Raw genomic sequence first — 25,964 nt, 5'->3', positions numbered from 1 at the left:
ACTGATTGAACTTTCGCATGTGGCTCAAGTACGGGCTGAAGGCCCAAAAGCTCTTAGCCCAGGGCAGCGCCCTGGGTATAGTAACAGTCAGCAATGCGCCCTGTAAGGGCAAAAGCTTTATAAATTTCCGTGTGAGTTTTAAAGCTTTTGCCCTTACAGGGCGTCAAGTTTGCGAACATGATAACCCAAGGCGCTGCCCTGGGCTAAGAGCTTCTGCCCTTTCAGGGCGTGTGGGGTAAAACAGGGCGTGTGGGGTAAAACTTGCGAAACTTTAATCCGTAATATACCCTTTAGTAAACATATCGTAAGACAAAGCTTCCAGCTCGGAGAGCGTCATGCGCTCCACGGCATGCTCTATCTTGCGAATCAGTTCGTCTCGCTTGTAATCGTCATTATCGCTCAGGCGCGATGTAAATCTATTACTCATCGATTGTCAATGTTTAATGTGTAGTGTTTAATGTGTTTATGCTCGCTCATAGGTATCGATGACGTTGTCATCGTATTCCTCATGACTTATCGGCTTTACACCATGAGGAAGCCTCGGTGCCTCAGTGCCTGTCTTGACAAACTTTGACGTGGCTGTCTCTATCCTGATTTCATCCCAAAGACCGGCATCAAGGAAAGACTGGTGAGTGATGGCTCCACCCTCCACAATCAACGATTGCACCTTATTAATATATAGGAAGCTCATGATCTGGCGCAGCAGCGCCTCGTTGCCCTTAGAGAAGTCCAAGCCCTCGAAACAAGGATGATGGCGGTCTATCACCAAGCGCACAGGATTCTTACCATACCAGTCGCGAACATTCAGCTGACTATGGTCGCGCTCATCGGTAACCCGTCCCACCAAGATGGCGTCGTTCTCAGCCCTGAGCTTATGAGAAAGCATCTTGGTAAAGGCCGAAGAGACAGCCATTCCCTTGCCTTCATTGTCGAGGAATCCATTGGCTGTCTGCGCCCACTTCAGTATGATGTAAGGACGCTGATGCGTGTTGTAGGTGATGAAGCGCTTGTTCAGTTCGAGACATTCCGACTCCAGCACGCCAACCGTCACCTCGATGCCTGCCTCACGAATCTTCTGAATGCCACGGCCCTGCACCTTGGCAAAAGGATCGACACACCCACAGACACATCTTTTCACCCGCTTGCTCACGATGAGGTCGGCGCAGGGAGGCGTCTTGCCATAATGCGAACAAGGCTCAAGGCTCACATAGATTGTAGCTCCTGCCAACAGATGCTCGTCCTCGGGCTTGACCGATGCAAAGGCATTGACCTCGGCATGGCCCTCGCCACAGCGCACATGATAGCCCTCGCCCAGGATTCTGCCATCCTCACTTACGATAACGGCTCCCACCATGGGATTGGGCTTCGCATTCTGACGGCCATTCTTAGCCAGTTGCAGACAGCGGCGCATGAAGTGTTCGTCTATCTCCTGCTGAGAAGGGGAAGGTTTGCCCGCAAGAGGGTTTCCCAAAGATATATTATTCTGCTCCATATCACAATTTCTTCGTTGTTTTTTACTTGCTTTCGATAAAATGTCGTATCTTTGTTCTCGAAAAATAAATCAAATCATTGTAGACTGACATGAATACGTATCAGCAACTTTGGCAATCACTCACCCCTCTCTACGATGCAGATGAAGCAAGAGCTATCGTCCGCACCGTACTGGAAGTGAAATACGGAATGACGCTGACCGACATAATCTGTGGCAAAATTACTGAATTATCTGCAGACGAGAGCATAAAACTCGAAGAAATTATGGCTCGACTGCAAAAAGCTGAGCCAGTACAGTATGTATTGGGCGAAGCCGACTTTGGCGGAAGAAAGTTTCGTGTAGAGCCGGGAGTTCTTATCCCACGTCCCGAGACAGCCGAACTTTGCAAGTGGATAGTCGACACACAAAAGGAGAAGGAGGCTGCAACAGGAAAGCCAGCTGTTCCTCACCCCAACATCTTAGACATCTGCACAGGCTCCGGCTGCATTGCCATCACACTAAGTCTCGACATTCCACAATCGACGGTAACAGGAATAGACATCTCGGAGAAAGCCATTGCCACAGCTACAGAAAACGCCAAGAAGTTGAATTCCAACACAAAAATAAAGCATGCTGATGTGTTCGACTTGCTCAAGATGACAAAAGAAGGCATAAAGAACGAGCCCAGCCTCGACATCATCGTGAGCAACCCACCCTATATCTGCGAGAAAGAGAAAGCAGACATGGCGAAGAATGTATTGAACTACGAACCCGGCCTCGCCCTCTTCGTTCCCGATGAAGACCCGCTGAGATTCTATCGGGCCATCGCAGAGATTGCCGCCCTGGAGCTTGTCTACGGAGGAAGGCTCTACTTCGAAATCAATCCCATCTACGAGAAGGAAACAAGGGAAATGCTCGAAGGATTCGGATTCGAGAACATAGAGACCCAACAAGATTTCTATGGCAAGAAGAGAATGATGCGAGCGATGAAGAAATAACCGAGGAGACTGAAAAGCCTCAACTTTTCATATGAAAACAGAAGAATGAGTATGGAATACAGCAACTACAACAAGCCCAAGCGACCCAAGAAACCCATGACCGAGCAACAAGCCCTGCTGAAGCTCACCACTCTCTGCACCCAAGCCGAACATTGCTCGCAGGAAATGCTCGACAAGATGAAGAAGTGGGAACTGAGCGAGGAAGCCATTGCACGAAACATGGAGTTCCTGACACAGAAGAAGTTTGTCGACGACGAACGATTCGCCCGCTTCTTTATCAACGACAAGATAAAATACAACAAGTGGGGACGGCGCAAGGTGGAACAGGCTCTCTGGATGAAACACATACCTAAGGAAATATCCGACCCCATCTTCGAGGAGATAGAAGACGGACTCTACATGGAAACCCTGCTGCCCCTGATGAAGAGCAAATACAAAACCATCAAGGCGAAAAACGACTATGAGCGTTCGATGAAGCTCATACGATTTGCCATGGGAAGAGGCTTCAGCATAGACCTCATACACAAGTGCATCGACAAGATGGGAATGGAAGCAGAAGACGAAGACTTCGAAGAGGAACAATTCTAAAATACAACCGGCCTATGCGACTCAGCCTATTAGCCCAGATTCTCGACCTGCTCTGTCCACGCCATTGCCTTATCTGCGGCCAACGACTGCTGGGCGAGGAGGAAATCATCTGCATAGCGTGCAATCTGCATCTGCCACGCACCAACACCTGGCAACAGCCAGAAGACAACGACATGGCAAAACTCTTCTGGCACAGTATTCCCGTAGAGAAATGCTGCGCCCTGTTTCATTATCACGGGCACGCTCCTGCCAGCAACCTGCTCTACCAGCTCAAATACAACCAGCATGAGGAAGTAGGCGTAGGCATGGGACACCTACTGGCCAACGAAGCCCTCCGCATACAGTTCTTCGATGGCATAGACGCCATCGTGCCTATCCCTCTGGCGCCCAAACGAAAAAGAGAGCGAGGCTACAACCAGAGCGAGGCCATAGCGCGAGGACTGCACGAAGCCACAAAGATTCCCATACTCAACAAGCTCGTCAGAAGAAAGACTTTCGTCGAAAGCCAGACACACAAGAACCGATGGGAACGCAACATCAATGTGCAGGATGTCTTTGCCCTGTCGCCCGACTACGCACCAGGAGGAAGCAAGGCCGAAAGCCTCGAACACAAACATCTGCTCATCGTAGACGACGTGTGCACAACAGGAGCCACCATCATTTCATGCTGCCGGGAACTCATGAAGGCAACAGACTCGATGAAGTTCAGCATCCTCACCATAGGATACGCCAAAGGACAATAAGTTCAAAAAATAAATAATAAATTTGGTTTTGTCTGCGTTTTAACGTACCTTTGCAAACAAAACTTTAATCCTTTAATGATTATGGACAAACTGAAAAAAGATTTCGCATCAAAGTTATTAAACGTCAAGGCTATCAAACTGCAGCCTAACGATCCTTTCACATGGGCTTCTGGCTGGAAGTCTCCTTTCTATTGTGACAACCGCAAGACTTTGTCGTTCCCAGAGCTGCGCAACTACGTGAAGCTCGAACTCGTACACACCATCCTCGAACAGTTCCCAGAGGCTGACGCCGTAGCAGGTGTGGCAACTGGTGCCATCGCACAAGGCGCATTGGTGGCCGACGAACTGAACTTGCCTTTCGTATACGTTCGTTCTAAACCCAAGGACCATGGTATGCAGAACCTCATCGAGGGCGAACTGAAGTCTGACGCTAAAGTTGTGGTTGTAGAAGACTTGATCTCTACCGGCGGAAGCTCACTCAAAGCCGTAGAGGCTCTCCGAAAGAACGGAAACGAGGTTATCGGCATGGTGGCAAGCTACACTTACGGTTTCCCTGTTGCCGAGAAAGCATTTGCCGATGCTGGTGTCAAGCTGGTAACTCTTACCGACTATGAGCACGTTGTAGCCGAGGCTTTGGAGACTGGATACATCGCACAGGAAGACGTAGAACTGCTCCACGACTGGCGCAAAGACCCAGCCAACTGGAAGAAGTAATCAAGCTGATCCATCAATAATGAGCACAAGTACATTCGAAAGTAATATCAAGCAGATTCCACACAAGCAGGAATCTGTTTATCGTACATTGAGCGATCTGAACAACCTGCAGCGACTCAAAGACAAATTCGAGCAGGTGAAAGACCAGATTCCTGAGGACAAGAGAAAGGAAATGGAAAAGCTGAAGGACCTCAAGTTTGATAGCGACAGCATCTCTATTACCGCACCTATGGTGGGCGAAATCAAGATGCAAATTATCGACCGCGAGGAGCCTAAGACCATCAAGTTTGAAACAGAAAACAGCCCCATCCCCTTCAACCTCTGGATTCAGCTGCTGCCCACAAGCGACACAGCCTGCAAGATGAAGCTTACCATCAAGGCCGATCTCAACCCATTCATCAAAGGTATGGTGAAGAAGCCGCTCGAAGAAGGCATAGAGAAGATTGCCAATGCCCTGGCAATGATTTCATACGAAGATTAAAACAACGACATTTCCCCTCAAGAGGAATAAGCAACAAGACGATTCCAGGCAAGAGGAACTTTAGTAACATGAAGTAAATCAACATAAGAAAATGGCACAAAAACTTTGGGAAAAAAACTTTGAAGTGAACAAGGAGATAGAACGCTTCACCGTAGGACGCGACAGAGAACTGGACCTCTATCTCGCCAAGTATGACGTACTGGGAAGCATGGCGCACATCACCATGCTCGAAAGCATCGGACTGCTCGGCAAGGAAGAGCTGCCACAACTCCTTGCTGAACTCAAGAACATCTACGCCATAGCCGAAAAAGGCGAGTTCGTAATTGAAGACGGCGTAGAGGACGTACACTCCCAAGTGGAACTGATGCTGACACAGAAGTTGGGCGACATGGGAAAGAAGATACACTCCGGACGCTCGCGCAACGACCAAGTGCTGGTAGACCTGAAGCTCTTCACACGCCACGAACTGAAGGAAATCGTCGATGCCGTGAAGATTCTCTTCGATGAACTCATACAGAAGAGCGAACAGTACAAGAACGTGCTGATGCCTGGCTACACACATCTGCAAGTAGCCATGCCTTCGTCCTTCGGCCTGTGGTTTGGCGCTTATGCTGAGAGCCTTGCCGACGACATGCTCTTCCTGCAGGCAGCCTATCGCATGACCAACCGCAACCCCTTGGGAAGCGCTGCCGGCTACGGAAGCAGTTTCCCGCTCAACCGAACCATGACAACCCAGTTGCTCGGCTTCGACAGCATGGACTACAACGTGGTTTATGCCCAGATGGGAAGAGGAAAGATGGAGCGCAACGTGGCTTTCGCCATGGCTACCGTGGCGGGAACTCTCGCCAAGATGGCTTTCGATGCATGTATGTTCAACTGTCAGAACTTCGGATTCGTCAAGCTGCCTAAGGAATGCACCACTGGCTCGAGCATCATGCCTCACAAGAAAAACCCTGACGTGTTCGAGCTGATTCGCGCCAAGAGCAACAAGTTGCAGAGCCTGCCACAACAGGTAATGCTCATTATGAACAACCTGCCAGTGGGCTACTTCCGCGACCTGCAGATCATCAAGGAGGTGTTCCTCCCTGCCTTCGGCGAGCTGAAAGACTGCCTGCAGATGGCTGCCTACATCATCAACAAGATGGAGGTGAACGAGCACATCCTCGACGATCCTCGCTACGACCCTATGTTCTCGGTAGAAGAAGTAAACCAGTTGGCTGCCAACGGAACTCCTTTCCGTGATGCTTACAAGAAAGTAGGACTGGAAATCGAGGCTGGCGAGTTCAAGCCCAACAAGGACATTCACCACACCCACGAGGGAAGCATCGGCAACCTGTGCAACGACAAGATTCAGGAACTGATGGAGAACACCCTCTCCGAGTTCCACTTTGAGCGCATGGAGAATGCTGAAAAGGAACTGCTCGGAAGGTAAAAACTAAAAGCAGAAAGACAAAGAAGTGAAACACTCCTATATATATAATAAGGTGAAGCATGGCTGGGCGTGGAGCATGGCCTTGCTCTTCTGCCTGACAGTCCTTGTCGGCTGTGATGCAGAAGACCTGATCAGCACCCGCTTCCCATGCAGTTTTTACTTCAATCCCAAGTTGCATCCAGGAACCTCCATTGAGACAGCCCTGCTCAATCCCGGATGCTACACCTTCATCAGCGTGAAAAATCTTGGTGTCTGGCACATTTATTCCACACTCAACGACGGAAGAAACATCACCGAGGACATCAAGATTACTACCGACCGCATAGAGGGATGGGACAACCGCATCAAGACTCGCCCCTTGGGAGCCAACAACGGAATCATTATCGGACTCAGCAATTTCCTGGGAAAAGTGGCCTGGGACAGACAATGCCCCAACTGTATCACACAATACGGCGGCACCAACTATCCACTCGAGCTGAACGGAATACGCCAGTCGGTCATGTGCAAGAAGTGCAAGCGTACCTATTCCTTGGAAACAGGTGCCATTACAGAAGGAGCCAAGGGCGAGGCGCTGATGGGATACGGCATCGACTACAAGGGACTTGGAACCCCAGTAAGCGTAGGAAACTAAGCCCGGAACAGGGAAGAAGCCAAGAAAAAACAACTTTTCATCTAAAAAAATGTGATTTTTTTTGGCTGTTCCAAGAAATAGCACTATCTTTGCACTCACATTTTGCGGAAATAGCTCAGTTGGTAGAGCACGACCTTGCCAAGGTCGGGGTCGCGGGTTCGAGTCCCGTTTTCCGCTCTCTTTTATTGTTTACCATGCCGCAATGGTGGAATTGGTAGACACGAGGGACTTAAAATCCCTTGGCCAGTAATGGCTGTGCGGGTTCGAGTCCCGCTCGCGGCACTTTCCTCCTACATATGAAAAAATTTGCTTATTTTTTTATTCTAATAGCAAGTCTTACACTTACCGCCTGTGGGGTAAGCAGCAACAGATTTCAGCTCGAAGGCAGATTTCTTCACATGGACCAAGGTGAATTTTATGTTTACAGTCCTGATGGCGGCATCGAAGGTGTCGACACCATCAAGGTGATAGACGGACGTTTCACCTACGAGGCTCCCTGCAAAGACAAATTTACTCTGATGATTGTGTTCCCCAACTTCTCCGAGCAGCCTGTATTCGCTGAGCCGGGAAAGTCGGTAGACATCAAGGCTGACGCCTCTCACCTCAAGGAACTTACTGTAAAGGGAAGCAAGGACAATGAGCTCATGAACTCGTTCCGCGAACAGATTCTCAACGTCTCACCTCCCGAAGAAACCCGAATAGCCGAGCGGTTTATCAAAGACAACCCTGCCTCGGTAGTAAGCGTATTCCTCGTCAGAAAATACTTCGTGGCTGCTCTTTCGCCCGATTACGCCAAGGCTTCACAACTGCTCAGCATTCTGAGCAAGGAACAGCCCGGCAACGGCAATCTCGCAAGACTGGCACAGCAGCTCAAATGGCTCAAGAGCGCAGGCATCGGCTCACAACTGCCTGTATTCACAGCCTACGACACCAACGGGAAACTCATATCAAGCACATCTCTTGCCTCGGCACCCGTAGCCGTCATCACCACCTGGTCGACCTCTGTCTTCGACAGCATGGACCTCTTGCGTGAACTCAAGAAGCGCCAGCGTAGCTCGCAGGGAAAACTCAAACTGATGAGTATCTGTATAGACGGCAATAAGGCCGACTGTAAAAGAAACCTGGAGCGCGACTCCATCTCATGGCCCAACGTATGCAACGGAGACTTGCTTGCCGACAAGACTCTCCTGAAACTCGGACTGATAGGAATCCCCGACAACATCGTGCTGAAGAATGGCAAAATCGTGGCGCGGAGCCTGAAGAAGAATGAGCTGAACAGCAAGTTGGACCAACTGCTGAAATAAAGCATATCAACACCCCCGAAACGACAACAATCTTCATCACCATCTAAAACCTGAAGACATGTTAGTAAAAACCTATTGCGCAGCCGTAAACGGTCTGGAAGTAACCACCGTAACCATAGAAGTAAGCCTCAACCGAGGCGTACAGTATCATCTCACGGGTCTTGGCGACGAGGCTGTAAGAGAAAGCCGCGACCGAATAGCCGCTGCCCTGCAGTATAGTGGCTTCAAGTTTCCCGTGGCCGACATTACCATCAACATGGCTCCAGCCGACCTTCGCAAAGAAGGAAGCTGTTTCGACCTGCCCTTAGCTATCGGCATATTGGGAGCCAACAGCAACATCATAGAAGATCATCTCAAGGAATATATGATGGTGGGCGAGCTGAGTCTCGACGGAACCTTGCAGCCCATCAGGGGCGCCCTGCCTATTGCCATAAGGGCAAGAGCCGAACATTTCAAGGGACTCATCGTACCCGAACAGAATGTGCGCGAGGCTGCCGTGGTCAACAACTTAGAGGTGTACGGCATGAAAAACCTGCTCGAGGTCATCCAGTTCATGAACGACCAGAGCAATCCTTCTCCCACCATCGTCGATACCCGCAAGGAATTTTACGAAAATCAGAGTCATTTCGACCTCGACTATGCTGACGTACGAGGTCAGGAGAATGTGAAACGTGCCTTGGAAGTAGCTGCTGCAGGCGGACACAACCTCATCATGGTAGGACCTCCTGGTTCGGGTAAGTCGATGATGGCTAAGCGTCTGCCTTCCATTCTTCCTCCTCTCACGCTCTCTGAGAGTTTGGAAACCACACAGATACATTCCATAGCTGGCAAGTTGGGCAAGAACGTATCGCTCATCTCGCAACGTCCTTTCCGCTCTCCCCATCACACCATATCTCAAGTGGCTTTAGTAGGTGGAGGAGCAACTCCTCAGCCTGGCGAAATCTCGTTAGCACACAATGGCGTGCTCTTCTGCGACGAGCTGCCCGAGTTCAACAAGACGACCCTCGAGGTGCTGCGCCAGCCTTTGGAAGACCGGCACATCAACATCAGCCGCGCCAAATACACCATCGACTATCCTTGTTCTTTCATGTTTGTGGCAAGCATGAACCCTTGTCCCTGCGGCTATTATGGCGATCCAACCCACAACTGTGTCTGCACCCCAGGACAGATACAACGCTACATGAACAAAATCTCTGGTCCACTGCTCGACCGCATCGACATCCAGTGCGAGATAACTCCCGTTCCCTTCAAGGACATCTCGAAGGCGGCACAAGGTGAGCCAAGTGCCGAGATACGCAAACGTGTGATAAGGGCAAGGGAAATCCAGGCGGCACGCTTCAGCGGACAAAAAGGAATCCACTGCAATGCACAAATGAGCGAGCGCATGATACATCAGTATGCCGAACCCGACGAGGCTGGCATCAGCATGTTGAGAATGGCGATGGAACGTCTGTCACTCTCTGCCCGCGCCTACAACCGCATCCTGAAGGTAGCACGCACCATTGCCGACCTGGAAGGCTGCGAGCATGTAGAGTCGCACCACTTGGCAGAGGCCATCGGTTATCGCACCCTCGACCGTGGCGACTGGGCAGAAAGAGGAATATAGAACTTTCGTCTTATCGGTAAGTACCGTCAGGCTACACCGAAAACGATGCTGAGTATAGAAACGGATACTATTATTGGCTTTAACCAAAAAGCGGACATTGGGATTGAGTCCAATGTCCGCTTTTTCATATTTCATTTCTCGCTAATTGATTAAGAACGCTTGATAGTCCACTTATAACCAAAACGTAATTGATTATTTTCATAATGGTTTACTTCCACAATGACCTCATCACTGGTCAACTTCTTGTAGGTCATCTTGAGAGTGAAAGGAGTGTCTTCTGTCCAATCGCAATGATACTCCTTGATCAATCCCTTGGAGCGAGTGCCCAACTTGCCACCTATAGCCAGGACATTCAGAATCTCACCATTGGTGCCATCAAAGAACTCAGCTTCCTCCAAAAGCAGCAACATATTCAGGTCAAGAGTCTTGTCAAAAGGTGCAGGAATGGCTGTTGTCTTGTCGTAAGCGAATGTAGAGACAGCATCCATGCTTTCACACTTCACCTTTGTGAGATAACCATTTTCCCAAATGAAAGTATGATTGTCCCAGTCGTCAGAGCCATCATACTCACTGATGTCATTATAACGAGTCTGCATCATCGTACCATCAGCATTATAAGATATCTCAAATGGCCTTGTGCCGTTCATCCATGACTTGAAGATAGTACCACTGACTATCCTTCCATTCTCCAATTTGGCATTAAAGTCTGCCATATCCTCTTCTGTCTTCTGAGAAGGATAATAGATAGATTTCCTATTCCAATCCGTCTTGATGCTTGCTCCCGAGTTGAAGATGGTTCCGGTAGTAGTCTCAATACAATACTTGTCGCTGGCACCAGCCATATCATCACGCTCCACATGCTTGAACCTCGTCAAATTGCCATTCTGATACTGCAGTTCATAAGTCTCCGTCCCATCATCCTCTACATGAGTACCAGTAATGACAGAACATTCTTTGGTGATAGTAAAGAGAGCCGTAATTCCACCATTATCTGCATCGGAATCTCCTCCAACATTTGAGCTATCCTCAGCAGTCTGAGTAATCAATATGGGCACCGTCTTGTCGTCACATACTATAATAATGTATGCAGAACGGCTTTTCCCAGTATCGTTCTTATCAAGCTGGATACTGATGTGACAGGTTCCGTCATCAAGGCGAGAGCCTTCATAACGCAGCCAACTGATTTCTTCTGTAGAAGAACCATCAGACGTAGCTGAAACATAAGCACGATAAGCCTTGGATGCCTTCATGATGATTTCTGAAGAGGTTTGATCCGCGACAACAGACAGTTTGCCATCACGAACATTCTCAAACTTAAATCCACCCCACTCGTCTCCATTATCATCGGAGCTACAACTTACCAATGCCGAGGTAGCAAATGCCATCAGGCACAGCACCCAGTAACTAAAGATTTTCTTCATAAATTCAAGTATTAAATCATTATCATTTTAAAAAACTTATTTCACAACCCAACGGTTTCCATCCTCATCCAATCCCGTGACAGTATTGATAATATGGAAATTGCCCTTATTGGTCCATCCCTGTACAGAATTACCAAAACTGAACATATCATGCAACTCAAACTTCATGAACTTGAAGAGAAACATCAATGAGAATAACAGGATCAGCACTCCGACAATGGAGAATCCTGCCATGTAAGAAATACCTGCAGCCACAGCTTGGAAAACTATCTTGCGCCAACGCACCTCCTTGGGAGTATCCTCATAAGCGAAAACAACACACAAGATCACACAGAAGGAAGCTATAAGATACACATTGGCGTCCTCGCCAAAAAGCAAGCATAAGAAAGACCAAAGACCCAAGGCTACAGACCCTAAAAGTCGCATATTGCCACTACGCACATACGACTTATCCCCCTTATCCACTTTCAATACGAAACGATCAATACGCTCATAAAGAAGGAACATGACGACAAAGAGTATGGGACTTACCAAAGCCGGTCCGCCTAAGTTCTTGTTAAAGACGTCCCATAATCCAGACACAGAAATCGATAGTTGGGAGTCGGCTATCAGTACCGAAAGAATACCAAGCACCACACCTCCTACACACAGAACCTTCTTCTCGTCACAATAATGACTGTCCTCCATATCGTCAGGAGCACTCCATTCCGCACCAACAGACCTAAAGAATGTCAGCTTCACATCATTGAGCATTCCTGCATGATTTTTAGCAAGCAAGATGGCAAGTGCCAAACTGATATATACAACCGAAGACGTATCCTTCACCAAAAAAGCGATGACAGACCACAGAATATAGGTTTGTTGCAAATAGCGCAAATACTGCAACATACCTCTTGAACATAGAGAATTGCCAACTTGCTGCAGAGCACCAAGATGCTTACAACCCGCTATCAACACAATAAGGCCAGCCAATCCCCCTCCCCAAACAACACCAAAGGACAAGGTAGCTACAATACCTGCCACGCCATAAGCAGCCAGCAACATTCCACTACTCTTCACCCATGATGCAATCACTTCGTTGCGAATACCAGCAGAACGCTTCACGGCAAAATAAGCGCCAAGGGCAATGAGGATAACATCTATTACAAACAGTCCTCTCTCCAACACCACAAATGTAAAGAAGAATCCTATTGACAACAAAAAATTATCATATCCCTTCAAAGCTTCTCTACGGATAGCCAACTGTTCTTTTTCTTCATTTTCCATATTAAAATATCATGTTAGTTTAAAAATTTGAGTTGTAAAGGTAAGACAAAATAAGATGAAAGTCTTTCCACATGACATAAAAGTCATCTTTTCCTTAAAATTCTACGTTATTCCATAGCCTTGTACCTATGGTTTTCCGTAGTTTGAAACCCGAGTTACAGAAAAAGGACACCTTCCTTTAAATTTTCAATCGCAGAAAAATATACTTTCAATTCTTTTTTTATTATCTTTGCAAGGTAAATGCAACGTAAACTGACTATAATGACATCCAAGCATCCATCCTCCCTATTGGCATGGCTATTCGTCATGCTGCCGATATTGGCATTCTTCTCCGCCTGTTCCAACCACAAAGCAGGAGACGAGCAGAAGGCGTATGCCCTGTTCCTTGAGGCAATAAACCACAATGCCGCCGGCGACAAAAAACTTGCGATTACCCTTATCGACAGCGCTCTGCAGATGAATGCCGCCGACACCACTCGCAGTTGGCTTACCTGCGAGAAGACCACGGCACTCGTCGACCTCGGAAAGTTGAAAGAAGCAACTGCCATAGGCAAGAACGGCATACTGTTCGCTGAGAAAATCAAGGACGAAGAAGGTATGATGGGGATGTGCGGTTCGCTGGGCATCTGCTACCGAAGACTGGGTGACCTCGACTCCTCGCTCTTTTACTACAAAAAGGGATTGGAAACAGCCATAGAGAGTCAGAATACAGAATACGAGATATACTTGAACAACTGCATCTCCGTGCTTTTCAACGAGCAAAAAAGATACCGTGAAGCCATCGAATACTCCGACAAGGCAGAAAACAAGGCGATAGCCACCAATGACACCATCGAAAGACTGTCTGCTCACGCCAACAAGGGGGCTATATTCATGCGACAGGGCTTATACCGAAAGAGCATCGATTTCCTCACCCCTCTTTGGGGCATGGTAAAAGAAGCCAACTATAATGTGCTGACCCTCAAATATCTGTCACCTTTGCTCAAGTCATACTTAGCTTTGGGAAAGACAGATTCCGTGATGCACTATATGGCTTATGCTGACGAGGCTTGCCGCAACTTGGGTCCAACCAGCAACGGCATACTTGGCATCCTGGAAATCAAGGCGCAAATGTTGGGCAAACAGAAGAGATACGCCGAGCAGAGCATCCTGCTTGACAGCATCAGCAGATTCAACAATGTCAACATGGCGATGCCACAAGACAAACTCTTTGCCACCCAGGCCGAGTGCCTCTACAACCTGGGCAAGACACACGAAGCTTACAGCACCATGAAAGCTGCCTATCAGAAGGCTGACTCCCTGAAACAAAGCGACATCGACAAGCAACTGAGCGAATTCAACGTCAAATACAAGACCTTGGAGAAAGAGGTACAAATAGAAAAGATGAACCACGAGCAGAGCCTACTCTACATCCGCATTCTCTGCCTCACCATCGCCATCATCATCCTGCTCATCGCCATTCTTATCATTCTCTACCGCAGAAAGTTGGACAAGCAACGTGCCGAGTTGACCGAGAAAACTTCCTATATCAATGGAGTGGAGACTGAGCGTAAGCGACTTGCCAAGGAACTGCACGACGGCGTATGCAACGACATCCTCGCCGTCAACATCATGATGCAGACCGACAAGGAAGCTGCAGAACGCCTGCTCAAAAATGTAGGAAACGATGTGCGTCGCCTCTCACACGAGTTGATACCACCTCGTTTCGACAATGCCTCTCTCTCTGAGCTGGTATGCACCTATTGCCAGTCGATGAGCGCCGAGAATGGCACTATCGTCAAACCGTTCGTCAGCCGTTCCTTTGAGAAGCTGAATCTCCCAAGCCGAACGGCTTTAGAAGTATATCGCATCGTTCAAGAGAGTGTGTCGAATGCTATCAAGTATGGCTACAGCAAGATGATTACCGTGACCCTGGACGCAAGCAACAACCAAGCCTCCCTCTGCATTGCCAATGACATATCCCGAGAACACCCTATCACACAGGGTAAGATGGGTATAGGCAAAGATACGCTGAAGATGAGAACAGAAGCCCTGAAAGCCGTTCTCACCATCAGCGAACAAGACGAAGAATACAAAGTAGAGGTGCGTTTTCCACTATAATCCAAGCCTTCTCAACCCATCACAGACAGCAACGAAACAGACATGAAAAAGAACATTCTCATCGTAGATGACCATCCCATCGTTTCAACAGGGCTACAAGCCCTCATTGAACACACAGGAGAATACGGCAAAATATATGTCACCAACAACATCGCATCAAGCCGCCTTCTGCTCAGGCAAAAAGACATCGACATCGCCATCATCGACCTGGAATTGCAGGATGCCAATGGCATGGAACTGATCAAGTACATCCACCAGACTCACATCAACACCAAGATACTGGTCTATACGATGCACGAAGAACTCTGGACGATTCGCCAACTGATGAAGGAGGACGCCGATGCCATCGTCATGAAAGGCGACAATCCACAAGAAGTGCTCATTGCCCTTCGCAAGATAGAACAGGGCAAGGGATATTTCAGCCAACAGTTCATGAGGCTCATCAACAGCCAGGACACTTCAGAAATCACCTTGTCCAATAGAGAGGCTGAGGTGTTGGAACACATCTCCAATGGTTTATCCACCAACGATATCGCCCAGCAACTCAACATCAGCAACAACACGGTGGAGTTCCATCGTCACAACCTGATGAAGAAACTCTCTGCCAACAACATGGCACAGCTCGTGAAGAAAGCGATACAGTTGGGGCTCAACTTCATAAAGTGAAGCTCACAACTACGGATTACCATAGGAAAGACTCGTCATCCAGACTTTTTGCATAGCCGAAACAGCATGTTTTCGGCTTTTTTATGTAACTAAACTTTCTCAAGCCTACAAAAATCTATGTTCTAAACTATCGAACTTATGTTCTAAAGTTTGGAACTTGTGTTCTAAAGTATCGAACTTATGTTCTAAACTTTAGAACATAGATTTTTCACAAGAGTCAGAACAATTTCATATCGAACCAAAAACAATTTGTATAGTATTAAAGTAATTACTCATGGCTATAGGGGTGCCGGGGTGTTACTTTTTCATGTATCAACGACCAATTAGCTAAAGAAAAAAGCAAATATTTCCTACTAATTACAGTATTTTTTTGTAATTTTGCAGCCAAATAACAAAAATATATTAGCTAATATGGAACAAAAGAATTTTAAACGTACCACCGTGACGGCAGCCTTGCCTTATGCTAATGGTGGTGTACATATTGGACACTTGGCTGGAGTTTACGTACCTGCCGACATCTATGTACGCTATCTCAGACTCAAGAAGCAAGACGTGGTCTTCATCGGCGGAAGTGATGAGCACGGAGTTCCCGTAACCATCCGAGCTAAAAAAGAAGGCATCACCGTACAGGAGGTGGTTGACCGTTACCACAACCTTATCAAGAAGAGCTTCGAGGATTTCGGAATCTCTTTTGATGTGTACAGCCGTACCACTTCACCTACTCACAATAAGTTTGCTTCCGATTTCTTCCGCACACTCTATGACAAGGGCGTCTTAGAGGAAAAGGTAGAGGAGCAGTTCTGCGACGAGGTTACCGGCGAGTTCCTTACCGACCGTAATATCGTGGGCACATGTCCTCGATGTGGTGCAGAGGGAGCTTATGGCGACCAGTGCGAGAAGTGTGGCGCAACCCTCTCACCAGAGGAACTTATCAACCCTACCAACAAGAACAACCCAGGCCACGGTCTGGTAAAGAAGCCTACCAAGAACTGGTATCTGCCTTTAGGAAAATATCAGGACTGGCTGAAGCAGTGGATTCTGGAAGGACACAAAGAATGGCGCTCCAATGTTTACGGTCAATGCAAGAGCTGGCTCGACATGGACCTTCAGCCACGTGCGATGACACGCGACCTCGACTGGGGTATTCCTGTTCCTGTAGAGGGAGCTGAAGGCAAGGTGCTCTACGTATGGTTCGACGCACCTATCGGATATATCTCCAACACCAAGGAGCTCTGCGATGCACATCCCGAGAAATGGGGCACATGGCAGAAGTGGTGGCAGGATCCAGAGACTCGCCTCGTACACTTCATCGGTAAGGACAACATCGTATTCCACTGCATCATATTCCCTACCATGCTGAAGGCTCACGGCGACTATATTCTGCCAGACAATGTGCCAGCCAATGAGTTCCTGAACCTCGAGGATGACAAGATTTCCACCTCGCGCAACTGGGCTGTATGGTTGCATGAATATCTCGTAGACTTACCAGGCAAGCAGGATGTATTGCGCTATGTACTGACAGCCAATGCACCTGAGACCAAGGACAACAACTTTACATGGAAAGACTTCCAGGAGCGCAACAACTCTGAGTTGGTAGCCGTATATGGAAACTTCGTCAACCGCGCCCTGCAACTTACCAAGAAATACTGGAATGGCGTGGTTCCTGCCTGTGGCGAACTTCAGGAAGTGGACAAGAAAGCCATTGCAGAATTCAAGGACGTAAAGGAGAAGGTAGAGCAGTTCCTCGACGTGTTCAAGTTCCGCGAGGCACAGAAGGAAGCCATGAACCTGGCACGAATCGGCAACAAGTATATCACCGAATGCGAGCCTTGGAAGGTATGGAAGACCGACCCTAAGCGAGTAGAGACCATTCTGAACATCTCACTCCAGTTGGTTGCCAACCTCGCCATCGCCTTTGAGCCATTCCTGCCATTCTCTTCTGAGAAGCTCCGCAAGATGATCAATATGCCAAACTTCGAATGGACACAACTCGGAAGCACCGACCTGCTGAAGGCTGGCGACCAGTTGGGCGAGCCAGAGCTCCTCTTCGAGAAGATAGAAGACGAGGTGATAGAGAAACAGCTCCAGAAACTTGCCGACACCAAGAAGGCCAACGAGGAGGCTTCCTATAAGGCAGAGCCTGTCAAGCCAGAAGTAAGTTTCGAAGACTTCGAGAAACTCGACATACGCGTAGGACACATCCTGAACTGCGAAAAGGTAAAGAAGTCGAAGAAGCTCCTCAAGTTCACCATCGATGACGGTACAGGCACCGAGCGCACCATCTGCTCAGGCATCGCTGCTTATTATGAGCCAGAAGACCTCATCGGCAAGGACGTGCTCTTCGTTGCCAACTTTGCTCCACGCAAGATGATGGGCATAGAGAGTCAGGGCATGATTCTCTCGGCTGTCAACTTCGACGGAAGCCTCAACGTCACCTCTCTCCTGGGCAAGGTGAAGCCAGGAAGCCAGGTGGGATAAAGACAAACATAAAAGTACTTTCGCCCCTATATTGCAAAGGCTCTATATCTATATTTTTAATATAAGGTATAGAGCCTTTTACCATATCATCGGCGTACCGCTCTATATTAGCTAAAAGCGGAAAAATCACAAAAATATCAAATCGTATGGGAATAAAGCGTAATATACATTTAAATAGAATCATCTCTACAATCGCCATGCTGCTCTGCATCTGTTGGATGCCAGCATGCGCACAGATAAGAATCGTGGACGAACAAGACGGGAAGCCCGTTGCTGGCGCTTACATCTTCAGCAGCGACAACCACCTGCTGTGCATCAGCGACTCAAAGGGGAACATAGAACCACAGAGCGGAATGATCACCATCAGCAACGTGGCGTATGAATCGAAAACCATAGATGCGTCGACCGTCAAAGGAGATGTTCTGCTGAAGCAAAAGGTTTATGCGCTGCCCGAAGTGACAGCAAACAAGACCGACTACATAAAACTTACCGGAGTCTTTCGGGACATCTGCCGCAACAATGGAAAGACCATCCTATACCGGGAGGGCATCATGGACTTCTACATCAACCTGGAAAACGGGAAGACAAAACGCAGAGTGCGTGCCTGCCGACAATACGAGCGAAGCGGACTCAGAAAGCTCATCAACTTCAATATTTCCATCCTCAGCGAAGCCAGATCGTTCGATATGTCACGCATCAAATATGTGAAGCGCGATACCATAAACAGCATAAAGGGGGACACAACATTCTATAGCTCACACTTCAAAGGTACGCAGAGCGACAAAGCCATCATGTACATAGACACACACCAGAAGAACCTGTACAGGCACATCATAGACAACACACAATACAGAAAAATCACCAATCCGCTGCTCAAAATAAAGACCGATGTATGCGACTGGACCTTCTCTGATAAAAAGGAGGCCTGGAGCTCGCTCGTATCATTCAGAAAGATATGGAACTACGACAATACACCATTGCCTGGCAAGAGCGCAATAGAAACAGAGGAGATGAACGACTTTGTGGTAACCGGCGTGAAAGCCTTGACCAAGGAGCAAGCACAGACAGAAATGAAAGACAGGACAGAAACCGACAACTTCACTCTGCCCGACTGTCTGCCAGCCATCCCCTACGACGTAGCCAAAGAGACGGAAGGCCTCTTGATAAAAAGATTTTGGGAAATGTAAAGAATTGAGCTTTCGCAAGTTCAGAAGTTATAGAAGGCAGAGAAGGGAATACAGAAGAAAGCCGTGATGACAAACAACAAAAACAGAAAGAACCCTTCATACATCTCGCTTTTTGGGCCAAAAACATGCACAGTTTGATAGGGTTTGTGCACAAACGGCTATCTTTTTCATCAAAAAGTTTGCTCATATAAAAAAAAAAGCGTTCCTTTGCACCCGATTTCAACGGCAAAGATGGTAAGCGAGAGAAGTTTACACCTTATTATATATATAAGATATCGTGCCGTTATTATAAACAAAAGTATTAAGATAACAATGACTCACAATTTGTTAAAAGGCAAGCGTGGCATCATCTTCGGTGCCCTCAATGAGGAATCAATCGCTTGGAAAGTAGCCGTTAAGGCTGCTGAAGAAGGTGCCACCATCGCACTGAGTAACACAGCAATGGCCCTGAGAATGGGTACACTCGACAAACTCGCTGAACAAATCAACGCTCCTATCATCGCAGCTGATGCGACAAGCGTAGAAGACTTGGAAAAGGTTTTCACAGAAGCACAGGAGAAATTGGGTGGCAAGATTGACTTCGTTCTCCACTCTGTAGCCATGAGCCCTAACGTGCGCAAGCATCGCACTTACGATGATCTCGACTACAACTTCCTGAACAAGACTCTCGATATTTCTGCCATCTCTTTCCACAAGATGCTGCAGGTAGCCAAGAAGTTGGACGCCATCAATGAGTGGGGTTCTGTAGTTGCCCTTACTTATGTGGCTTCTCAGCGCACATTCTTCGGTTACAACGACATGGCTGATGCCAAGAGTATGCTGGAGAGCATCGCACGTAGCTTCGGATACATCTACGGTCGCGAGAAGCACGTGCGTATCAACACCATCTCACAGAGTCCTACAGCCACTACCGCTGGTAAGGGTATCAAGGATATTGACAACATGATGGACTTTGCCGACAAGATGTCGCCACTGGGCAATGCCGTTGCAGAGGATTGCGCAAACTACTGCGTAATGATGTTCTCTGACTTCACACGCAAGGTAACCATGCAGAACCTCTTCCACGATGGTGGTTTCTCGTCTATGGGTATGAGCCTTCGCGCCATGAACCAGTATGCAAAGGATCTGACTCCTTACGAGGACGAGAACGGAAAGGTGATCTACGGATAATACAACCCGCAATATCTGCTTCAAGAAGATAGCGATACTGCATCAAATAAGAAATCCGCATTCGAAGAGAGATCGAAAACTCTTCTGAATGCGGATTTTGCTATGTTATCAAAGTGCAAAACGATAACCCACAGAGAATGTAAACACACGATTCTTACAACTGTCATCATGACCTGGAGAATCGTCAACATTAGTAAGTCCCAAGTTGTAACGGGCATCAAGCACTACCCCCATATACTCATAAGACAAGCCTATAGGCAGAGAGACATCCACCTTTTTAGCTGGCCAGGAATCTGATACCTTCTGTGAATTGTCATAGGTAGCACCACCATATTGATCCCTCTCTATATCAATGGAGGTAAACTCATACTTAGGATCGTTGAGCAGGAAACCTGCCTGTACGCCAACCATAAATGCCAACTGACGGGTAACATAACCCTTCACCATCAAAGGTACATTGAGATAATGCAAATTGGTGTGATAGTCGGAAATGCCCTGATACTTCCTTCTTTCAGCATCAATAGTAGCCTCATAACTGGAGAAGCGGAAGCCCTGCTTGGCATAATAAGCTCCTAAACTGACGCCAATCTCCTTGGTAGCACGATACTCCACATCGACACCACCCATAAAACCAGCCTGGAAACTTGACTTCAAAGAAGCCTTATCTTCACCTGAAGCATAATAAATGCGGTTATTGCTCCAGTTGGCAAGCGCCACTCCTACACGAGGGATGACAGAAAACCTGCCGACCTCACTCTCTACTGTCTGCGCCATTGCCCCTAAAGAAAGAGCCAATAAGCAGACAAGTGATAAAATATTTCTTCTCATAAACACTTATATATTCCATTAATAAATCATGAATACTCCTTATATATATTATCTAAAACGCAAACACACTCATAATATTGCACCCATATCATAAGGAATCAACTAAAAGAGTCAAAAAGCTATTAAAGCCATCATAAATAAAGGCATTTACTGGCTAAATGGAGCAACGAAACAATTATTACGCCTACAAAAACTGTTTTTACCCCATCTAAAGATAACTATTTCATATCTTTGCATCAGAAAACAAAAACGACGTTGTGAAACGCATTTCATCATCTTTTACTTATACATATATAATATTAAGAAATTATTCTTAGGAGAAACAAGGAAGTTATCTGAATTTTCAGGTAACTTTCTTCGTTTATATACAACCCACACAAATCAATCTTCCTATTAAAGCAGTACACTTTACAACACCCACGGCACTCCATTAGAAAGATTGTGTTTCATCATAGTCTATACACATTTTTATATAGCATCAAAGACTAAGCTATTTACAAATACACAGAACCATGAAGTCTTCAAGAATCCAATCGCACTCAATCATCTTTACGCTCAAAACGAAAGACAAGTGGCAGATGGTCACTATAGCCTCCCAGGTAACGAGGTCCCAAGTAAGTACGTTTAGGATGATAGCCACCATAACGCTCATCCTCTTCCATCAGGAAGGGCAAATCACCCACATAACACTCAACAGAGCATCTTGCCACAGGAGGACTGCAAAGTATATGATCGAGACTGCGCCATTCACCATGCCAACGATATGTGGCCTTTGCACCATGTCTGCCCGTTGCATGCTGCGAAACCTCTGTTAGACGGGAGCCTGCACGCAAAGACAACAATGCCGGTGAGTCGGAATAGTCATTAAAATCTCCTGCCACGATGATACTTGCCTCCTTACTCAAGGTATAGATAGAATCCACCGCCTCGTTCAACTGCTTGGCAACCTGCATACGAAAAGGACGAGAAACCGTCTCTCCTCCCCTACGACTGGGAGCATGTACAACAAACACATGCAGGGTATCACCACCCAGAAGAAGCCCACTGACATACAAAATATCGCGTGTAGGGCGCATTCCAGCTAAAGACTTGATACGTATGGGATAAGAACGCAAAGGGCAGAAAGAAGAAGGAAGATACATCAGAGCCACATCTATACCTCTCTCATCGGGCGAAGAAGTCATCAGATATTCATAACCGGCAAGACGAAGAAGCGAGCGCTTGGTGAGGTCGGTCATCACCGTATCGTTCTCCACCTCGCACAGAGCCACCAAATCAGGGATTTCCCATTCCTTATTTCCCTTCTCGCCCAAAGCTACCAGTTCCTTTGCCAGATTGTTCAGTTTACGCCAATACCGGGTACGAGTCCAATGATAGCTGCCTTCAGGAGTAAACTCCATGTCATTCTTGAGGGAATCGTGACGTGTATCAAACAGATTCTCGCAATTCAGCTCTACAAAAGTGAGTAAACTGGATAAAAGTAAGGCTAAAAACATAGACAACACATTATTATAATAGGGTAAAACGGAGGGAGTGATAAAAAATAAGGGCTTTTATTTCGGAAAGTCATTTTTTTGATGTATCTTTGCAGAAGCAAAGTTGCACGCAGTACTACAGAGAATCATTCTTTGCATACTCTGCCAATGGCTTTGCAAAATATATTCTACAGGGGTTCCATAGTTTAATGGATAGAACGGAGGTTTCCTAAACCTTTGATCCGAGTTCGATTCTCGGTGGAATCACTGACAAACAATAAAAGGTCGCTCCTTGATGGATGCGACCTTTTGTTGTTTTATATCTTGCCCCCGTCCGAAGGACTCGGACAGGGAATCAGATTCATTGATTATTTAGCCTCAACAGCTGCAACTTCCTCAGCAGGCTCAGCCTTGATCTTACGACCCAAAACGAGGTAAGCCAAAGGTGAAGCGATGAAGATAGAAGACAATGTACCGAATACAACACCCAGAATCATTGCGAATGAGAAGCTGCGGATGCTGTCACCACCAAGGATGAAGATGCAGAGCAACACGAGCAATGTAGAAACAGAAGTATTGATGGTACGTGCCAAGGTCTCGTTGACAGAAGCATTGAAGATCTGCTGACGATCACCCTTAGGATGAAGCTTCAGGTTCTCACGGATACGGTCGAATACAACCACCTTATCATTGATAGAGTAACCTACCACAGTCAGGATAGCACCGATGAAGGTCTGGTCAATCTCCAATGAGAATGGAACGAGACCCCACAAGAGAGAATAGAAACCAACAACTGTCAAGGCGTCGAATGCCAAAGCGATGGTAGAACCCAAAGAGAAGGCTACGTTGCGGAAACGAAGCAGGATGTAAAGGAAGATAGCAATCAAAGCGAAGAGCACACTATAGATAGCGCCCATAGTGATATCCTTGGCTACTGAAGGACCGACCTTAGTACTACTGATAATAGAACCACCCTGACGAACATCTGGATTCTTGAATGCATCAACATTTTCCTGAGAAACCAAACCAGCCTTCTTCAAAGAGTTGTAGAGAATAGTCTCTGCCTGATCGTCGACTGCTGGGTTGTTGCTCTCAATCATATAGTTGGTAGACACACGGATTGTCTTACCATCTGTTCCGATAGCAATGGCACTTGTATTAGCCTTAGTTCCATCAGCATTGACGAAAGCATCACCAAGTACTGTACGGATCTCCTCTGGCTCAACTGGGCTCTCGAACTGAACCACATAGTTGCGACCACCTGTAAAGTCGATACTCTTGCTCAATCCACGTACAAAGAAACTGCTGATAAATACTACTGCAGCAATGATAGCTACGGTAAAGGTAATCTTGTACATAGACATGAACTTGTACTTCTTGCCCTGCATCAGGTTGTGAGAAACGGCAGTGTCAAACTTGCAGTGCATCCACTTGTCGTGGTTCAACTTGTAATCGTAAACCAGACGAGTCAAGAACACAGCAGTGAAGAAAGATACGATGATACCGATAATCCAGGTAGTGGCGAAACCACGGATAGGACCTGTACCTGTAACCAACAGGATAACACCTGTGATCAAAGAAGTCAAGTTAGAGTCGAAGATGGCAGAGAAAGCGTTACCATAACCTGCGGCAACAGCCTGCTTCATACCCTTGCCAGAACGAAGCTCTTCCTTGATACGTTCATAAATAAGCACGTTGGCATCCACCGCAGTACCCAAAGAAAGCACCATACCGGCAAGACCTGGCAACGTCAAGGCTGCCTGGAACGACGTCAGAATACCAAGCGTGAAGAATACATTGACGAGCAAAGCCAAGTTAGCCATCATACCAGGTACAATGTTGTACATAACAACCATATAAACCATCAAGAGTACGAAAGCCACAACGAATGAGATGATACCCATCTGGATAGACTGAGCACCAAGAGTAGGACCAACTACCTCTTCCTGAACGATACGTGCAGGAGCTGGCATACGACCAGACTTCAATGTGTTGGCCAAGTCCTTGGTATCCTCGATAGTAAAGTTACCAGAGATCTGTGAGCTACCACCATCAATCTCGCCATTAACACGAGGAGCAGAATAAACTACACCATCCAACACAATGGCAATAGCCTTGCCCACGTTGGCCTTGGTCATCTGAGCCCACTTGCGTGCACCCTCAGTATTCATCTTCATGCTGACAACAGGAGAACCCATCTGGTCGAACTCGTCCTTGGCGTCTGTGATTACATCACCCTCCAATGGAGCACGACCTGTAGTGGTAGTCACCTTCAAGGCATGAAGCTCATAGATATTCTTTACATTCAGATGATCAGCTGGCTTAGCACTCCAAAGCAGACGCAAGTCAGATGGCAAAACACGCTTAGCTACGGCTGAGTAGATAATCTTGTTGATAGCAGCAGTATCGCGGACACTGGCATAACCTACAGTACTCAAACCGCCAGCGAGTTGCAGACGAGCCAGCAATGGATGAGCCTTGATGGCAGCTGCATTCTGTGCATCCTCGCCTACCTTAGCAGCAGCATCGTCCTTCTTCTTGATAGAGAACTTACCTTCTGCCTTCTTAGGCTCTGCCTTGGCTACGGCTTTCTTGGCTGCAGCAGAATCTGCTGCTACAGTATCAGTCTTCTCCTCACCATTATCGCCATTAGCGATACGAGTGTCGAGCTGCTGCAGATAAGGAGCGATCTCATCAGAATTGTATGTCTCCCAGAACTCGAGGTTGGCACTACCCTGAAGCATCTTACGCATACGCTCTGGCTGGCTGATACCAGGCATCTCTACCATGATACGGCCCTGCTGACCTTCCAGTTTCTGAATATTAGGCTGAACAACACCAAACTTGTCGATACGAGTGCGTACGACATTGAAAGAGTTGTCGATAGCATCCTGTACAGAAGCGCGGATAGCCTTTTCTACCTCCGCATCGCTGCTCTGAGGAGAAACCTTACCCTGCAACTGCTGGGTAGCGAACACTTCTGCAAGTTTATGACCTGGTGCGCTCTTGTGATAAGCGTTAATAAAAAGTGACACAAAGTCACCACCGTTAGCTTCTTCCTGAGCTCTGGCTTCCTTCATGGCATTTGTAAAGCCTGCATCGGTCTTATGATCGGCAAGGTTTTCAAGTACATCAGGTACAGAAATCTCAAGGATTACATTCATACCGCCCTTAAGGTCAAGTCCGAGACCAATCTGAGTTTCCAAGCAGTTCTGATAAGAGTAGACACCAAGATACTTCACAGAATCTTTATAATTCTGCTGTGCAATGGGGTCTTTCAACTCTGCAGCCTTACTGTCATAATATCTCGTAGCAAACGAGAATGACAGATAGAAGATGCTTGCAAGCGTCAACAAGACGGCAACACAAATTACAATTCCTTTGTTTTGCATTTCTATTTTTATT

Annotated in this window: 21 protein-coding genes and 3 tRNA genes; 17 read left to right on the top strand and 7 right to left on the bottom strand. The window is 47.2% G+C overall.

From position 1 onward, the window contains the following. Window positions 1-271: 271 nt before the first annotated feature. Together P3T48_RS00410 and ribD are read right to left on the bottom strand one after the other, a co-directional pair. Complete coding sequence (locus P3T48_RS00410; protein WP_276505190.1) at window positions 272-427, bottom strand: hypothetical protein; 156 nt, start codon at window positions 425-427, stop codon at window positions 272-274. Between the two features lie 36 nt (window positions 428-463). Beyond that, window positions 464-1,492 (bottom strand): bifunctional diaminohydroxyphosphoribosylaminopyrimidine deaminase/5-amino-6-(5-phosphoribosylamino)uracil reductase RibD, encoded by a 1,029-nt coding sequence (gene ribD, locus P3T48_RS00405; RefSeq protein WP_276505189.1) that lies wholly within the window; start codon window positions 1,490-1,492, stop codon window positions 464-466. Between the two features lie 89 nt (window positions 1,493-1,581). On the opposite strand from ribD, the gene prmC reads away from it, so the two are divergent. The 11 genes from prmC to P3T48_RS00350 all read left to right on the top strand — a co-directional run bounded on the left by prmC (window position 1,582) and on the right by P3T48_RS00350 (window position 9,968). Beyond that, window positions 1,582-2,469, top strand: coding sequence for a peptide chain release factor N(5)-glutamine methyltransferase (prmC, locus tag P3T48_RS00400; RefSeq protein ID WP_276505188.1), 888 nt, complete (start codon window positions 1,582-1,584; stop codon window positions 2,467-2,469). Window positions 2,470-2,520: 51 nt separating this feature from the next. Further along, the gene (locus tag P3T48_RS00395) at window positions 2,521-3,057 is read left to right on the top strand and encodes a regulatory protein RecX (protein WP_254880120.1); all 537 of its coding nucleotides are present in this window, start codon (window positions 2,521-2,523) and stop codon (window positions 3,055-3,057) included. A gap of 14 nt (window positions 3,058-3,071) precedes the next feature. Beyond that, window positions 3,072-3,800, top strand: coding sequence for a ComF family protein (locus P3T48_RS00390; protein WP_022253173.1), 729 nt, complete (start codon window positions 3,072-3,074; stop codon window positions 3,798-3,800). A gap of 81 nt (window positions 3,801-3,881) precedes the next feature. Next, a complete protein-coding gene (pyrE, locus tag P3T48_RS00385) occupies window positions 3,882-4,514 on the top strand; it encodes an orotate phosphoribosyltransferase (RefSeq protein WP_158462902.1) in 633 nt (210 codons plus the stop codon). 19 nt (window positions 4,515-4,533) lie between these two features. Further along, entirely contained in the window at window positions 4,534-4,995 is a 462-nt protein-coding gene (locus P3T48_RS00380) for an SRPBCC family protein (RefSeq protein WP_276505187.1), read from the top strand. A gap of 91 nt (window positions 4,996-5,086) precedes the next feature. Then, window positions 5,087-6,427 (top strand): argininosuccinate lyase, encoded by a 1,341-nt coding sequence (gene argH / locus P3T48_RS00375; protein WP_158462900.1) that lies wholly within the window; start codon window positions 5,087-5,089, stop codon window positions 6,425-6,427. 25 nt (window positions 6,428-6,452) lie between these two features. After that, window positions 6,453-7,058, top strand: coding sequence for a hypothetical protein (locus P3T48_RS00370; RefSeq protein WP_276505186.1), 606 nt, complete (start codon window positions 6,453-6,455; stop codon window positions 7,056-7,058). Window positions 7,059-7,162: 104 nt separating this feature from the next. Then, window positions 7,163-7,235 (top strand) — tRNA-Gly (locus P3T48_RS00365). Window positions 7,236-7,254: 19 nt separating this feature from the next. Continuing rightward, a tRNA-Leu gene (locus tag P3T48_RS00360) sits at window positions 7,255-7,340 on the top strand. 14 nt (window positions 7,341-7,354) lie between these two features. Beyond that, window positions 7,355-8,362, top strand: a complete 1,008-nt coding sequence (locus P3T48_RS00355; RefSeq protein ID WP_276505185.1) for a DUF4369 domain-containing protein — start codon at window positions 7,355-7,357, stop codon at window positions 8,360-8,362. A gap of 58 nt (window positions 8,363-8,420) precedes the next feature. Beyond that, on the top strand, window positions 8,421-9,968 hold the full coding sequence (locus P3T48_RS00350) for a YifB family Mg chelatase-like AAA ATPase (RefSeq protein WP_276505184.1): 1,548 nt from the start codon (window positions 8,421-8,423) through the stop codon (window positions 9,966-9,968). A 149-nt stretch (window positions 9,969-10,117) separates the two neighbouring features. Here the strand turns inward: P3T48_RS00350 and P3T48_RS00345 are convergent, their stop codons facing one another. Then, window positions 10,118-11,389: a BACON domain-containing protein gene (locus tag P3T48_RS00345; RefSeq protein WP_276505183.1), complete on the bottom strand. Its 1,272-nt coding sequence runs from the start codon at window positions 11,387-11,389 to the stop codon at window positions 10,118-10,120. A 36-nt stretch (window positions 11,390-11,425) separates the two neighbouring features. Next, window positions 11,426-12,655: a hypothetical protein gene (locus tag P3T48_RS00340; protein ID WP_276505182.1), complete on the bottom strand. Its 1,230-nt coding sequence runs from the start codon at window positions 12,653-12,655 to the stop codon at window positions 11,426-11,428. 240 nt (window positions 12,656-12,895) lie between these two features. Between P3T48_RS00340 and P3T48_RS00335 the strand changes: the two genes are divergently transcribed. The 5 genes from P3T48_RS00335 to P3T48_RS00315 all read left to right on the top strand — a co-directional run bounded on the left by P3T48_RS00335 (window position 12,896) and on the right by P3T48_RS00315 (window position 20,256). Next, on the top strand, window positions 12,896-14,755 hold the full coding sequence (locus P3T48_RS00335; RefSeq protein WP_276505181.1) for an ATP-binding protein: 1,860 nt from the start codon (window positions 12,896-12,898) through the stop codon (window positions 14,753-14,755). A gap of 42 nt (window positions 14,756-14,797) precedes the next feature. Continuing rightward, window positions 14,798-15,421, top strand: a complete 624-nt coding sequence (locus P3T48_RS00330) for a LuxR C-terminal-related transcriptional regulator (protein WP_158462894.1) — start codon at window positions 14,798-14,800, stop codon at window positions 15,419-15,421. Window positions 15,422-15,832: 411 nt separating this feature from the next. Then, entirely contained in the window at window positions 15,833-17,899 is a 2,067-nt protein-coding gene (gene metG, locus P3T48_RS00325) for a methionine--tRNA ligase (protein ID WP_276505180.1), read from the top strand. Between the two features lie 146 nt (window positions 17,900-18,045). Continuing rightward, window positions 18,046-19,086: a peptidase associated/transthyretin-like domain-containing protein gene (locus P3T48_RS00320; protein WP_276505179.1), complete on the top strand. Its 1,041-nt coding sequence runs from the start codon at window positions 18,046-18,048 to the stop codon at window positions 19,084-19,086. Between the two features lie 312 nt (window positions 19,087-19,398). Further along, window positions 19,399-20,256 carry an enoyl-ACP reductase FabI gene (locus tag P3T48_RS00315; RefSeq protein ID WP_158462890.1) on the top strand — a complete coding sequence of 286 codons (858 nt, stop codon included), beginning with the start codon at window positions 19,399-19,401 and terminating at the stop codon, window positions 20,254-20,256. Between the two features lie 108 nt (window positions 20,257-20,364). Here the strand turns inward: P3T48_RS00315 and P3T48_RS00310 are convergent, their stop codons facing one another. Then, window positions 20,365-21,084: a porin family protein gene (locus P3T48_RS00310; protein ID WP_276505178.1), complete on the bottom strand. Its 720-nt coding sequence runs from the start codon at window positions 21,082-21,084 to the stop codon at window positions 20,365-20,367. Window positions 21,085-21,623: 539 nt separating this feature from the next. Continuing rightward, on the bottom strand, window positions 21,624-22,580 hold the full coding sequence (locus tag P3T48_RS00305; protein ID WP_276505177.1) for an endonuclease/exonuclease/phosphatase family protein: 957 nt from the start codon (window positions 22,578-22,580) through the stop codon (window positions 21,624-21,626). A 174-nt stretch (window positions 22,581-22,754) separates the two neighbouring features. On the opposite strand from P3T48_RS00305, the gene P3T48_RS00300 reads away from it, so the two are divergent. Next, window positions 22,755-22,826, top strand: a tRNA-Arg gene (locus P3T48_RS00300). Window positions 22,827-22,927: 101 nt separating this feature from the next. Here the strand turns inward: P3T48_RS00300 and secDF are convergent. Further along, window positions 22,928-25,951: a protein translocase subunit SecDF gene (gene secDF / locus P3T48_RS00295; protein WP_276505176.1), complete on the bottom strand. Its 3,024-nt coding sequence runs from the start codon at window positions 25,949-25,951 to the stop codon at window positions 22,928-22,930. Window positions 25,952-25,964 lie beyond the last annotated feature (13 nt).

It is taken from the genome of Segatella intestinalis, from assembly GCF_029348455.1.
Lineage (GTDB): Bacteria > Bacteroidota > Bacteroidia > Bacteroidales > Bacteroidaceae > Prevotella.
The sequence above is the reverse complement of the archived record's forward strand: the minus strand, read 5'-3'. Positions and strand labels throughout refer to the sequence as shown.